Origin of the sequence: Amycolatopsis sp. Hca4 (genome assembly GCF_013364075.1) — a bacterium.
Taxonomy (GTDB): Bacteria; Actinomycetota; Actinomycetes; order Mycobacteriales; family Pseudonocardiaceae; genus Amycolatopsis.
In genome coordinates this window covers 872,815-886,095 of record NZ_CP054925.1, presented here as the reverse complement: position 1 = coordinate 886,095, position 13,281 = coordinate 872,815, and the positions used below count along the sequence as shown (strand labels likewise).

The window sequence follows — 13,281 nt, the reverse complement described above, 5'->3', positions numbered from 1 at the left end:
GACTGGCGCCGCAGCCACCTGACGGCACTGGCGGCCGCCGAAGCGGCGGGCGACCGCCGCGGGACGGCGGTGCTCCGCCGAGGTCTCGGCCAGGTCCGCCTGTACCACGACGAATACGCGGAGGCGTCCGCCGACATGCGGCGTTCGGCGGAGCTGTTCGCCGCGCTGGGTGACGTCCGCGGCGAGGCGCTGGCGGTGGCGGGCCTCGGCACGGTGGCCCGCCTCGGCGACCGTCCGCTGGAGGCACTGGGGTGTTATCGCCGGGCCCTCGCGGGCCTGGAGCGGGCGGACGACCTGACCGGCGTCGCCCAGCTGCGCAACTCGATCGGCTCGACGTACGCGGTGCTGGGGTCGTTCGGGGAGGCGGAAACGTGGCTGAGCCGGGCGCGCGAGCTGGCCAGGGAGATCGAGGACCCGCACCGGGAGGCGAAGGTCCTGACGGAGCTGGGCACGCTTCACCGCGACACGGGCCGGCTGCCGGAGTCGTTGACGTGCTTGAGATCGGCGTTGGGCATCCTGGAGGAGCTCGACGACGAGAGGTGCAGCGCGTACGCGTTGCTGGGCATCGGCCAGACGCTGCTGGAGGCGGGCGAGCCGGTCCAGGCGCGCGGGGTGTGCGACCGCGCGTTGAGGGTGTTCCGCGAGACGGGCAACCACCAGGGCGAGACGACGGGGCTGGCATTGCTGGAGCAGGCTCAACGCCGCCGAACCCCCGCACCGGCAACCCACCCCTGAGCCACGCCACACGCTCCGACCGCCCAGGCACGCCATCCGACCGGCTGGGTACGCGATCCGACCGGCCGGGTACGCGATCCGACCGGCCGGGTACGCGATCCGACCGCGCAGGTACGCGGACCGACTGCCCAGGTACGCGGACCGACTGCGCAGGCCGCCGGCCGACCGTCCAGGTACGCCGGCCGACCGGCCAGGTACGCCGGCCGACCGGCCGGGGCTCGCCCGCCTCCCGAGCGAGCCCCGGCGGTCTCGCGGCCCCGCCGGCCTCCGGTGTGCCTAAACCCGGAACTCGCGTGATCGAACCCGTAACCCGCGTGATTCCCGCCGGAACTCGCGTGATCAGAAGCGGAACTCGCGTGATCCGGGAGGCATCTCGCGTGATTAGCGAGGCATCTCGCGTGATTGGCGGGGCATCACTCGGGGCGGGAGGTCAGTTGCTGTTTCCCGGCTTCCAGCCGAGGTAATTCGCGAAGTAGCCCTGCCGGGCGTGGCCGATCGCGCCGTTGACGCTCGTTGCCCACACTCCGCCGCTGCCGTCCGCGATGCCGACGTGGCCGTACGCCGAGATGTTCCAGAACACGAACGCGCCGCGCGGCGGGGTGCCCGTCGTGTGGCGGGCGCCGTCGGAGGAGCGCCAGTGCTCGATCGCGCTCGCGTGGTGCGTGGTGCGGTCCCACGCCAAGCGGACCGCCCGCTCGCAGTAGCCCTGGTACGCCGTGCTGCCGTTGCGGCTGGAGAACCACGAAATCGCCTGGTCGGCGGTCCGCGCCGCGGCCAGGTCCGCGGCCGAGTCGGTGAGCACTGCGCCCGGGTCGGCGATGTCGGCGGCGGTGACCTCCGCGTACACCTCCGAAGAAGTCTCGGCGGCAGCGACGCTCGCGCCGCCGAAGAGCAGGGCGGCCGAAAGCGCGGCCGCCTGGCAGATCATGCGCATGGGTGTCTCCCTCGGTAGGCCGGGGCAGCCCCGGCGTCGACGGCGCAAACCCTGCGCACCGGCACTACACCGCTGCTACACCGGCGCTCTCGCGCGGGCGGGTGACAAAAATCCCGACGACGACGGCGAATGCGCGTGACAAATTCCCGGTAAACGAGAAAAGGGCATGGCCGGTTGGGAAGTTTTCCACCTAGTATCCGAACCGCCGTTCAATGACGAAAGGACAGGACAAATGAAGACCCGACGTCGTGGAATGGGTGTTGCCGCGCTGCTGGCCGGCGCGCTCGCCATTGTTTCCGCCGGACCGGCCGCGGCGGCCGAAAAGCAGCTCACCTACCGGGGCGGGTTCCCGCTCATCGGCGACCAGCAGGTCGCCGTGGTGGTCACCGCCGACATCCCGGCCACCGCCACCGCGGGCAGCACGGTCTCGGTGCCCTTCAGCCTCGACGTCGACGCCGGCCAGGCCGCCGGCGACGGCCTCCGCCTGGTCGGCGCCACCCAGCTCTCCGGCACCATCAAGTCCCAGGTCGACGTCGCGATCGGCGGCCAGTCCGTGGCCATCCCGGTCGAGCTGCCGATCCCGGAGACGCCGGTGCCCGCCGAAGGCACCCTCAAGTTCACCGCGCGCGGCCAGGTCGACTTCACCGTCCCGGCCGGCACCCCGGCCGGCGAGGCGACCAGCAGCGTCAACGCCGCCGCGAGCACGCACGTCGTCACCGACAGCGCCCTCGGCGAGTTCGACGTCGCCCTGACGCTCGACCCGCCGGACCAGGACGCCACCCTGGGCACGACGACGGTTTCCTGACCCGCAGCGCGCACGGGGGCCGCCGGAATCCGTCCGGCGGCCCCCGGCCCGTGCCGGAATCCGGCGGCCCGGAACTGCCGGTATCCGCCGGAACCGCTTTACCGCCAACGCAATCCTCCCTTGGTAGGTACCGGATCACCGGGGCGGGCGCGGAGTATTCCGAGCCACCACGTCGAATCGTCACCGGCTGGAGGCACACTTCGTGAAAACCACCTCACGAGTCCTCAGTGGACTCGCCGCGCTCTCGGTCGCGGTCGTCGCGCTGCAGGCCCCGGCCGCCGCGGCCGCGGCGCGGACCGATCTCGGGATCACCATGCAGGCCCAGCAGAAGGACCAGTGGTGCTGGGACGCCAGCGGCAACACGATCGCCGACTACTGGGGCTACTCCCTGACCCAGACCCGGTTCTGCCAGATCGCGCACAACGAATCCGGCAGCGACTGCGCCAACAACCAGGGCTACCTGTCCGACCAGCAGCGCGTGTTCCGCTACCTCGGCTTCACGAACGTCGGCACCTACAATTCCGGCGGCCAGACCCTTTCCTTCAGCAGCGTCAAAAGCCAGATCGACGCCGGGAAGCCGGTCGGCACCCGCATCGGCTGGCGTTCCGGCGGCGGGCACATGCACGTGCTCTACGGCTACGACAATTCCGGCGGTGCCACCCGCGTCGAATACGGCGACCCGTGGCCGAACAACAGCCGCTACAACTCGATGAACTACGACACCTACCGCTCGAACAGCCAGTTCCAGTGGACCCACACGCTGTACGGGATCGAGGGATGAGCATGCTGCGGAACGCCATGGGCGCGGCCGTGCTGGCCGGCGCCGCGATGCTCACCACGACCGGCGCCGCGAGCGCGGCCGGCGGCCCCGCGGGCGCCCCGACCGCCGCCGACACGGCCGCGATCGGCCAGGTCGCCGGCGGCGCGGACACGCTCGGCCGGCTCGCGAAGACGAAGTTCCCCGGCAGCCGGACGGCGGCCGCGGCGCAGCAGGCCGCCGACCCGCGCACGCAGGTCCCGGTCTACGAGCCGACGGCGGCGTTCGTCGCCGGCCGGTCGGACGTCCCCGCCGCCCTCGCCTACGTCGCGGTCCCGGCGCGGACCGGCGACGGCACCGCGGCCACCGTCTGGGCCGAGCGCCAGGGCCCCGCCTGGACCGTCGTCAACGTCGCTTCCGGCGACTACGAGCGGCAGTACGCCCAGGCCGCGGCCGGCGGCTACCTCCTGCACGAACCGCAGGTCAACGCCTGGTACGCGGTGCACGGAGACGCCGTGACCGTGCTGGACGGCTCGGTCACCGGCCTCGCCGCCGGCACGAAGCTGTCGCTGGCGGACTACCGCGCGGCGCTGCACGAGCGCTACGCGGACAAGCTGCCGGGCTCGGCCTACGACCGCGACGGCGCGGGCGGCGGTTACGGCGGCCGGGAACGCGCGGTGCCCGCCGCGGACCCGGGCTACGTCCCCGTGCTGCCGTTCGTGCTCGGCGGCGTCCTCGTGCTGGTGGCCGGCGCGGTCGCGGTGCCGCGGCTGCGGCGGCGGTAGGGACGACGAGGGGCCGCCGGCGCGTCCGGCGGCCCCTCGGCAGCCGATCATGACCAGGTCACAATGCGTCATGCCCGTTTCACCCGGTGCGCCGCCGGAACCGGCGCGCCCCGGGTTGAGCGCGTCCGACCTCGCGCTGGTGGAAGCCCTGCAGCGCGACCCGCGGGCGCCCTGGACGCGCATCGCCGCGGCGGTCGGCACCGACGCGACGACGGCGGCCCGCCGCTGGGAACGGCTGCAGGCCGCCGGGCTGGCCTGGCTCACCGCCTACTCGACGCCGCCCACGACCACCGTCGGCTACGTCGACCTCGCCTGCCGCCCGGACGCGTTGAGCGCACTGACCCGCGAGCTGTGCGGCTGGCCGCCGGTGTTCAGCGTCGAGCGCACCACCAGCCGGTTCGCGTTGTTCCTCGGCGTGGCCGCCCGCGACCTCGACGCGCTGGACGCACTGGTCACCGGCCGCATCGGCGCGCTGCCCGGGGTGCGGGAGGTCCGGTTCGCCGTCGCCACCCGCGTCTACCGGGAGGGCAGCGGCTGGCTGGTGGACGCGCTGGCCCCGGAGCAGCGGGCGGTGCTGGACGACACCGCGGTGCAGGCCCGGCTGGTCGTGCCGCAGCAGTGGGACGACCGGGACCTGCGCGCGCTGGTGGAGTCCCTCGGCGAGGACGGGCGGCGCAGCTACGCCGTGCTGGCCCGCGACTGCGGGATGAGCGAGTCGGCGGTGCGCCGCACGCTGGCCCGGATGCTGCGCAACCACGAGCTCGACTTCCGCTGCGACCTCGCGCACGTCCCGGCAGGCTGGCCGGTGATCGCCGGGTACCGCCTCGACGTCGACGCCACCGGGCTCGACCGCGCCGGGGCGGCGATCGCCCAGCTGCCGGAGACCCGCCTCGCGGCCGCGGTGGTGGGGGAGGGCAACCTCGTCGTCTCGGCGTGGCTGCGGGTGCCCTCCGACTGCACGGCCTACGAGACGCGGCTGGCCGAAGCCGCGCCCGGCGCGCGGGTCCTCGACCGCGCGATCACGCTGCGGATGCCCAAGCGGATGGGCCGCCTGCTCAGCCCGCACGGCCTCGGCGGCAGGCACCAGGCGATCATCCCGGCCCGCTGAACTAGGGTCGGGGAGCATGGACCTGCGCGAGACCCTGCACCGCCACGTCGAGGACGGCACGCTGCCCGGCGCGGTGGCGATCGTGGACCGGGGCGGCACGCGGGAGGTCGTGGCCGTCGGCTCGGTCGACGTCGAGGGCAGCCGCCCGATGGCCGAGGACACGCTGTTCCGCTTCGCGTCCATCACCAAGCCGATCACCGCGGCCGCGGCCCTCGTGCTGGTGGACGACGGCACCCTCGCCCTCGACGACCCGATCGGCCGCTGGCTGCCCGAGCTGGCCGAGCCGAAGGTGGTGCGCACCCCGGTGAGCGCGCTCGACGACGTCGTCCCGGCGAAGCGCCCGATCACGGTGTCCGACGTGCTCACCAGCCAGGCCGGCTGGGGCTTCGCGTCGGACTTCTCGCTGCCGGCCGTGCAGGCGCTGGCCGGGGTGCAGCGCGACGGCCGGGAAGTGCAGAGCTTCCCCGAACCGGACGTCTGGCTCGCACAGCTCGCGGAGGTGCCGCTGACCTACCAGCCCGGCGAATCCTGGCTCTACGACACCTGTTCGACCCTCCAGGGACTGCTCGTCGCACGCGCGTCCGGACAGTCTTTCCCGGAGTTCCTCGCCGAACGGGTCTTCGCACCGCTGGGCATGACCGACACCGGGTTCGTCGCCGAGCCCGGCCGATTCACCGCCTTCTACAAGAAGACTCCGGACGGGCTGGTGCTCGCCGACCCGCCGGACGGCCAGTGGGCCGCGATGCCCGCGTTGCCGCTCGGCAACGGCGGTCTCGCCGGGACGGCGGGGGACTGGGCCGCGTTCGGCCGGATGCTGCTGGCCGGCGGCGCCGGTGTGCTCACGCCGGAGGCCGTCCGGCTGATGACGACCGACCACACGACCGCGGCGCAGCGCGAGATCGGCGTGCTGTTCCTCGAAGGCCAGGGCTGGGGGATGGGCGGCTCGGTGGACATCGCCGTCACCGAGCCGTGGCACGTCCCCGGCCGGTACGGGTGGGTCGGCGGCACCGGCACCACCGCGCACGTCGTGCCCGCCACCGGCACCGTGGCAGTCCTGCTCACCCAGGTCGGCGAGGACTCCCCCGTGACGCCCGGCTGGATGCGCGACTTCTGGCGGGCGGCGGCCGCGTAGGGTCTGCAGTGGATCTCCTACGGTGGAAGGACGTGCGGGTGAGCGAGTCGAACTGGGCCGGGAACCTCACTTACGGCGCGGACGCGGTGACGACCCCGCGGACCGTCGCCGAGGTCCAGGAAGCCGTCGCCGGCGCGACGCGCGTCAAAGCCCTCGGCAGCCGGCACTGCTTCAACACGATCGCGGACTCCCCGGGCGGGCTGCTGCTGGACCTGCACGCCCTCGACGTCCCGGTGGAGATCGGCGACGGCACCGTGACGGTCGGCGGGTCGGCCCGCTACGGCGACTTCGCGCAGCAGCTGCACGACGCGGGCTTCGCGCTGCCGAACCTCGCGTCGCTGCCGCACATCACGGTGGCCGGCAGCGTCGCGACCGGCACCCACGGCTCCGGGCGGCGGCAGCCGGGGCTCGCCGCGGCCGTCTCGGGGATCGAGCTGGTCGCCGCCGACGGCTCACTGCGCCGCTTCACCCGCGCCGACGCCGAGTTCCCCGGCCTGGTCGTCGGCCTCGGCGCGGTCGGCGTCGTCACCCGGCTGACCCTCGACGCGGTTCCCGCGTTCGACGTCCGCCAGGACGTTTTCGACTATCTGCCGTGGGAAGCCGCGTACGCGCACTTCGACGAAATCGAAGACGCGGGCTACAGCGTCAGCATGTTCACGAACTGGGCGAACGACGCGGTCGACCAGGTGTGGGTCAAGAGCCGCGTCGACGAGTTCACCGAGCGCCGGGACCTGTTCGGCGCGGTCCCGGCGGACGGCCCGCGCCACCCGGCGCAGGCCGCCGGCATCCCGGCGGACAACTGCACGCCCCAGCAGGGGGTTCCGGGGCCGTGGCACGAGCGGCTCCCGCACTTCGCGCTGGCGTTCACCCCGAGCGTCGGCGACGAGCTGCAGTCGGAGTACTTCGTGCCCTACGAGCACGCGGTGGCCGCCATCCGGGCGGTCCGCGAGCTCGCCGACCTGGTGGCACCGCTGCTGCTGGTCTCGGAGATCCGCGCGATCGCGGCCGACGACCGCTGGCTGTCCCCCTGCCACGGCGGCGACCGGGTGGCCCTGCACTTCACCTGGCAGCCGCGGCAGCCGGAGGTCGAGGCGGTGCTGCCGGTGCTCGAGGAGCGCTTGGCGCCGTTCGGGGCGCGCCCGCACTGGGGCAAGCTCTTCCACGGCGTCCCGGTGGGGTACCCGCGGCTGGCGGAGTTCCGGGCGCTGGCGGAGAGCCTCGACCCGGCGGGCAAGTTCCGCAACCCCTTCCTGGAGCGGAACGTCTTCGGCGGCTAGCGTGGCGGCCGGCCCGTCGGTGGGGCGGTCGTGGCGCGGACGATCAGGTGGGTGTCCAGCACCCGGGTCGTGTGCTTGTCGGCCTCGCCGTCGAGCAGGCCGAGCAGGATCGTGACCGCCGCGCGGCCTGCCGCCTCCGTCGGCATCGCGATCGTCGTCAGCGGTGGGGCCGAGATCGCCGCGAAGACCAGGTCGTCGAAGCCGACCAGGCTGACTTCGTCCGGCACCGGTACGCCGCGGGCGTTCAGCCGGGCCAGCGCGCCGAAGGCGACCAGGTCGTTGTAGGCGATGATCGCGGTCACGTCCGCCGCCAGCGCCAGGTCCGCGCCCTGCAGGCCGCCCTCGAACACCGGCGGGAACGGGCCGAACTCGACGACGTCGGTGCCGTGCGCCTGCGCGGTCTCCGCCAGGCCCTGCCGGCGGGCCCGGTTCGCCCAGGACGCCCGCGGGCCGCCCAGGTAGGCGCAGCGGCGGTGGCCCAGCGCGGCCAGGTGCTCGATCGCCTGCCGCATCCCGTCCGCGGCGTCGAGCACGATCGACGGGATCCCCGGGACCTCGCGGTTGACCAGCACCAGGGTCGTCCGCGCGGCGAGCGTGCGCAACTGGTCGTCGGTCATGCTGGGGCTGCACAGCACGACCCCGTCGACCTGCCCGGCCATCCGGCGGACGAGGTTCTGCTCGGTCGCCGGGTCCTCGTCGCTGTTGGCGAACAGCACCGCGATGCCGTCCTGCCGGGCGCGCGCCTGGACACCGTTGAGCACGCCGGTGAAGAACGGGTTGCCCAGGTCGGAGACGACGATTCCGATGTGCCCGGTGCGGGCCGCGGTTCCCGGCTGCGGGGCGCCGGCCGCGTGGTAGCCCAGCTCGTGCGCGGCGGCCAGCACCCGGGTGCGGGTCTGCTGCCGCACCAGTCCCGGGGACGTGAACGCGCGCGAGACGGTCGAGATCGACACGTCGGCCCGGCGGGCGACGTCGTGAATCGTCACGGCCACGGCAACTCCTCGGCAGGCTCCCGGGCAACATCATGAAAAGGGCGGAGACCGTTGTCAACAAATCCCGCAAACCCCGCAAGCCGGGCTCTTCCATTCCAGTAAGCGCTATCTCGAAAACCGCGCCGCCGGTGTTCGACTGTTTCGACGCGGTGTCCTGGTGATTGACACGTTTGTCGCGAACGCCCTACCGTGACGCCCGGAAGTTTCTCCCGAACGCCTGACCCGTTCCGTCGGTCCCGCGCGGCCCTCGGGGCCGCCGATCGGAGATCCATGTCGGGGAGCCGGAGCCGCACCGTCGCGGACCCGCCGAGGCTGGCGGTCGTCGGCACGTCCGGCTACGCCTTCAGCTACCTGCACCGTGCGCGGATCCTGCACGACGAAGGACTGGTCCGGTTCGCCGGCATGGCCGACATCCGCCCGCCGTCGGCCGCCGCGGGCGCCCTGCTGCCGCCCGGCGGTACCGCGCACACCGGCGTCGAGGACCTGCTCCGCCGCTGCCGCCCGGACATCACCGTGGTCGCGACCCCACCGCACGCGCACGTCCGGACCGCGGCCGCGGTGCTGCGGGCGGGCAGCGACCTGCTGCTGGAGACCCCGCCGGTGCTCGACCTCGCCGGCTTCACCACGCTGACGCGGCTGGCCGCGGAGACCGGAGCGGCCTGCCAGACCGGGTTCCAGAGTTTCGGCTCCCCGGTGCTCCCGGTCCTGCGCGCGGCGATCGACGACGGCAGGCTCGGCACCGTCGTCGGCGTGGGCGCGGCCGGCGCGTGGATCCGCACCGACGCCTACTACCGCCGCAACCCCTGGGCCGGCCGCCGCTGGCTCGACGGCGAGGCCGTCGTCGACGGCGCGCTGACCAACCCGTTCTCCCACGCCGTGGCCACCGCGCTGCTGGTCGGCGGGGTCGCCGGGCGCGCTCCGGCGGAGATCGCGCTTGAGCTCTACGGCACGCGGGACATCGAAGCCGACGACACCGCGTGCCTGCGGATCCGGTTCGGCGCCGGACCGGAGATCGTCGTCGCCGCTTCCCTGTGCGCGGAACAGGACCACGAGCCCTACGTCGTGGTGCACGGCGAAAAGGCGCGGGCCAAGTTCTGGTACAAGAGCCACCGCCTCGAACTCGACGACGAGCGGTGCCACCCCGGCCCCCGGCCGACCTGCTGCGCAACCTGATCGCCCACCACCTCGACCCGGACGCCGTGCCGCTGCTCGCGCCGCTGTCCGGCACCCGGGCGTTCGCCTCGGTGGTCGAAGCGGTGCGGGACGCGCCCTCGCCGTCGAAGATCCCCGCGGGCTGGATCCGCAGCGTCGGCGAAGGGGCGAGCCGGTATTCGGTCGTGCGAGGGATCGGCGAAGAAGTGGCCGTCGCCGCGGACCGGCTCGCACTGTTCTCGGAAATCGGTGTCCCGTGGGCGCGGGCCGCACGGCGGCGGACGGGCTGACCTCCCCGGTCGGGCCCACGGCACGGGTAAGCGCTTTCTCCCGTGGTCTGAAAACACTGAAAACATTGCTGCACAAGGGTTGTTCTCCCGATCATGTCGTTGACACCGCTGCGCCGCGCTGCCTACCGTGACCCGCGCTGACAGCGTTTTCAGGCTGCGTTTTCACCGAAGAGTCCCGACCGGCCGAGGACGGAGAGTTCGATGGGGCGGACAACTGTGCGCAGGACCAGGGGCCGGGGTGCCGCCGCGCTGGCCGTGGTGGTCCCGCTGCTGCTGACCGGGGTGGCCGCCTGCGGCTCGGGTTCCGGGGGCGGCGGCGCCGCGACCATCACCTTCGTGTGGTGGGGCAGCGAAGGGCGGGCGAACCTGACGCAGAAGGCCGTCGAGCTCTTCCAGCAGAAGAACCCCGACATCAAGGTGCAGACGTCGTTCTCGGCGTACGCGGCCTACTGGGAGAAGCTGGCGACGCAGACGGCCGGGGGCAAGCCGCCGGACGTGCTCAACGTCGACAGCCGCTACCTGGCCGAATACGGCGGCCGCAACGTCCTGGCCGACCTGAACTCCGGGGCAGGCAAGGCGATCTCGCTCGCCGACGTCAACCCGGAGCTGGCGGCCACCGGCGTCTACCAGGGCAAGCGGTACGCGGTGCCGTGGGCCCAGAACACCCCGGCGATGATCTACGACCCGGCGGCGTTCACGGCGGCCGGTGCCGACCCGGCGAAGGGCCTGACCTGGGACCAGTACGCCGAAGCGGCCCGGAAGGCCGGCACGGCGGGCTCGGCGCGCGGCGTGACCGACTTCGGCATCCTCGACACGACGCTGGAGATCTGGCTGCGCCAGCAGGGCAAGCAGTTCTACACCTCCGACGGCAAGCTCGGCTTCACCGCCGACGACCTGCGCCGCTACTGGGAACTGGCGAGCAAGTTCCGCGACACCAAGGCCGCCTCGCCCGCCGACGTCACGGCGTCCTACAACACCTCGCCCGAGCAGTCGCCGCTCGGCAAGAAGCTGACCAGCTCGGAGTTCGCCTACGACAACCTGCTGCCCGCCTACCGGAAGGCGAACGGCAAGCCGCTGAACGTGGCGCCGTACCCGAGCGGCGCGAACGGCGGCACCGGGCAGTACCGGCGGCCGTCGATGTTCCTGGCGGTGGCCGCGCGCAGCCGGCAGCAGGAAGCGGCGGCGAAGCTCGTCGACTTCCTGATCAACGACCCCGAGGTCGGCAGGATCGTCGGCACCGACCGCGGCCTCGCGCCGAACCTGAAGGTCCGCGCGCAGCTCGCCGGCGAGGCCAAGGGCAACGACAAGACCCTCTACGACTACGAGGCCGCACTCGAACCGAAGCTCGGGGCCGCGCCGCCGGTGCCGCCCAAGGGCGCCGGCGCGATCCAGAAGCTCCTCCAGCGCACGTACGAAGAGGTCGCGTTCGGCCGGATGAGCATCGACGACGCGGTCAGCCGGTTCATGACCGAAGCCGAGAAGGGACTGTCCTAGCCGATGACGACCCTGCGCACGCCGGACCCGCCGGTCGCCCCCGTGGCGCCCGCGCGCGTCCGGCGCCGGGAGCGGCCGGGCGGGCGCCGCCGCAAGAGCCAGCCGGAGGCCTTCGCCTTCCTGGCCCCGTGGCTGCTCGGCGCGGTGGCGCTGACCGTCGGCCCGATGGTGGTCTCGCTCTACCTCTCGTTCACCGACTACGACCTGTTCACCACCCCGAAGTGGGTCGGCTTCGGCAACTTCGCGCACATGTTCACCGGCGACGACCGCTACCTGCAGTCGGTCGAGGTGACGCTCATCTACGTGCTGGTCTCGGTGCCGCTGAAGCTGACGGTCTCGCTGCTGGTGGCCATGCTGCTCAACACCCGCCGCGGCGGGACCGGTTTCTACCGCGCGGCGTTCTACGCCCCTTCGCTGCTCGGCGCGAGCGTCGCGGCGGCGCTGGTGTGGCGGGCGCTGTTCATGGGCGGCGGCCCGGTGAACGAGGTACTGGCCTTCCTCGGCTGGCACACCCCGAGCTGGGTCGACGACCCGCGGTTCAGCCTGGCCTCGATCGTCCTGCTGGGCGTCTGGCAGTTCGGCGCGCCGATGGTCATCTTCCTGGCCGGGCTCAAGCAGATCCCGGCGGAGCTGCACGAGGCGGCCGCGATCGACGGCGCGGGCGCGTTCCGCCGGTTCCGGCACATCACGCTGCCCGTGCTGTCGCCGGTGATCTTCTTCAACCTGGTGATGGAGGCGATCCACGCCTTCCAGGCGTTTACCCCGGCGTTCGTCATCGGCGGCGGCCGCGGCGGTCCGGCCGACGCGGACCTGTTCTACACGCTCTACCTGTTCGAGGTCGGCTTCCAGGACTTCCGGATGGGCTACGCGTCCGCGATGGCCTGGGTGCTGCTGGTGGTCATCGCGATCGTCACGGCCATCGTGTTCCGGACGGCGAAGCTCTGGGTGTTCTACGACGACGCGGAGGCACGGAAGTGACCGCGCTCCCGCGCACCGCCCGGTCGGCCGGCCGGCACGTGCTGTGCCTGGTCATCGTCGCCGTGGTGCTGTACCCGCTGGTGTGGCTGGCGTTCGCGTCGGTCAAACCGCCGGACGAAATCCTGTCCCGGCTGGCGCTGCTGCCCACCCGGTTCGTCTTCGACGGTTACGCCAAGGGCTGGGAAGGCGCGGCGGACGTCGGGTTCGGCCGCTTCTTCCTCAACTCGTTCCTGGTGGCCGGCCTGTCGGTGGTGGCGAACGTGCTGTCGTGCTCGCTGGCCGCGTTCGCCTTCGCGCGGCTGGAGTTCCGGTTCCGGGGCGCGCTGTTCGCGTTCATGCTCACGACGCTGATGCTGCCCTACCACGTCACGCTCATCCCGCAGTACGTGATCTTCCAGCAGGCCGGGCTGGTCGACACGTTCGTCCCGCTGATCCTGCCGAAGCTGCTGGCCACAGAGGCGTTCTTCGTGTTCCTGATCGTCCAGTTCATGCGCGGCATCCCGCGCGAGCTCGACGAAGCGGCGACCATCGACGGCTGCTCGGTGTACCGCACGTTCTGGCACGTGGTGCTGCCGCTGGCGAAACCGGCACTGGTGACGACGTCGATCTTCACGTTCATCTGGACGTGGAACGACTTCTTCACCCAGATGGTGTACCTGAACGGCACGGAGAAGTTCACCGTGCCGCTGGGCCTGCGGCTGTTCGTCGACACCAGCAGCGAGTCGAACTTCGGCGCGATGTTCGCGATGTCCGCGCTCGCGCTCGTCCCGATCGTGCTGTTCTTCCTCGCCTTCCAGCGCCTGCTGGTCGAAGGCGTCAGCACCAGCGGCCTGAAGGGGTGA

14 protein-coding genes are annotated in these 13,281 nt (G+C 72.5%); 12 read left to right on the top strand and 2 right to left on the bottom strand.

Translation table 11 applies throughout. From position 1 onward, the window contains the following. Positions 1-69: 69 nt before the first annotated feature. Entirely contained in the window at positions 70-735 is a 666-nt protein-coding gene (locus HUT10_RS50455) for a tetratricopeptide repeat protein (RefSeq protein WP_254896665.1), read from the top strand. Between the two features lie 430 nt (positions 736-1,165). Here the strand turns inward: HUT10_RS50455 and HUT10_RS03595 are convergent, their stop codons facing one another. Then, on the bottom strand, positions 1,166-1,669 hold the full coding sequence (locus HUT10_RS03595; RefSeq protein WP_176169844.1) for a hypothetical protein: 504 nt from the start codon (positions 1,667-1,669) through the stop codon (positions 1,166-1,168). 232 nt (positions 1,670-1,901) lie between these two features. Here HUT10_RS03595 and HUT10_RS03590 point away from each other — a divergent pair, with 232 nt between their 5' ends. From HUT10_RS03590 to HUT10_RS03565, 6 genes are all read left to right on the top strand, one after another. Next, positions 1,902-2,474: a DUF6801 domain-containing protein gene (locus tag HUT10_RS03590; RefSeq protein WP_254896664.1), complete on the top strand. Its 573-nt coding sequence runs from the start codon at positions 1,902-1,904 to the stop codon at positions 2,472-2,474. A 202-nt stretch (positions 2,475-2,676) separates the two neighbouring features. Then, positions 2,677-3,255: a papain-like cysteine protease family protein gene (locus tag HUT10_RS03585; protein WP_176169843.1), complete on the top strand. Its 579-nt coding sequence runs from the start codon at positions 2,677-2,679 to the stop codon at positions 3,253-3,255. Then, positions 3,252-4,016: a hypothetical protein gene (locus HUT10_RS03580; protein ID WP_176169842.1), complete on the top strand. Its 765-nt coding sequence runs from the start codon at positions 3,252-3,254 to the stop codon at positions 4,014-4,016. Before HUT10_RS03585 ends, HUT10_RS03580 begins: the two co-directional genes overlap by 4 nt. A 70-nt stretch (positions 4,017-4,086) precedes the next feature. Next, positions 4,087-5,124 (top strand): Lrp/AsnC family transcriptional regulator, encoded by a 1,038-nt coding sequence (locus HUT10_RS03575; protein ID WP_176169841.1) that lies wholly within the window; start codon positions 4,087-4,089, stop codon positions 5,122-5,124. Between the two features lie 16 nt (positions 5,125-5,140). Next, positions 5,141-6,256 carry a serine hydrolase gene (locus HUT10_RS03570; protein ID WP_176169840.1) on the top strand — a complete coding sequence of 372 codons (1,116 nt, stop codon included), beginning with the start codon at positions 5,141-5,143 and terminating at the stop codon, positions 6,254-6,256. 38 nt (positions 6,257-6,294) lie between these two features. Beyond that, positions 6,295-7,533 carry an FAD-binding protein gene (locus HUT10_RS03565; protein ID WP_176169839.1) on the top strand — a complete coding sequence of 413 codons (1,239 nt, stop codon included), beginning with the start codon at positions 6,295-6,297 and terminating at the stop codon, positions 7,531-7,533. On the opposite strand, the gene HUT10_RS03560 is transcribed toward HUT10_RS03565, so the two are convergent. Then, positions 7,530-8,525, bottom strand: coding sequence for a LacI family DNA-binding transcriptional regulator (locus tag HUT10_RS03560; RefSeq protein WP_176169838.1), 996 nt, complete (start codon positions 8,523-8,525; stop codon positions 7,530-7,532). The two genes, HUT10_RS03565 and HUT10_RS03560, sit on opposite strands and share 4 nt — an antisense overlap. A gap of 270 nt (positions 8,526-8,795) precedes the next feature. Between HUT10_RS03560 and HUT10_RS03555 the strand changes: the two genes are divergently transcribed. The 5 genes from HUT10_RS03555 to HUT10_RS03540 all read left to right on the top strand — a co-directional run bounded on the left by HUT10_RS03555 (position 8,796) and on the right by HUT10_RS03540 (position 13,281). Continuing rightward, entirely contained in the window at positions 8,796-9,698 is a 903-nt protein-coding gene (locus HUT10_RS03555; RefSeq protein ID WP_254896663.1) for a Gfo/Idh/MocA family protein, read from the top strand. Then, complete coding sequence (locus tag HUT10_RS50450) at positions 9,659-9,967, top strand: hypothetical protein (RefSeq protein ID WP_254896662.1); 309 nt, start codon at positions 9,659-9,661, stop codon at positions 9,965-9,967. The genes HUT10_RS03555 and HUT10_RS50450 overlap by 40 nt, the downstream gene beginning before the upstream one ends. A gap of 201 nt (positions 9,968-10,168) precedes the next feature. Further along, a complete protein-coding gene (locus HUT10_RS03550) occupies positions 10,169-11,461 on the top strand; it encodes an ABC transporter substrate-binding protein (protein WP_254896661.1) in 1,293 nt (430 codons plus the stop codon). A 3-nt stretch (positions 11,462-11,464) separates the two neighbouring features. Further along, positions 11,465-12,439: a carbohydrate ABC transporter permease gene (locus tag HUT10_RS03545; RefSeq protein ID WP_176169837.1), complete on the top strand. Its 975-nt coding sequence runs from the start codon at positions 11,465-11,467 to the stop codon at positions 12,437-12,439. Next, complete coding sequence (locus tag HUT10_RS03540) at positions 12,436-13,281, top strand: carbohydrate ABC transporter permease (protein WP_176169836.1); 846 nt, start codon at positions 12,436-12,438, stop codon at positions 13,279-13,281. Before HUT10_RS03545 ends, HUT10_RS03540 begins: the two co-directional genes overlap by 4 nt.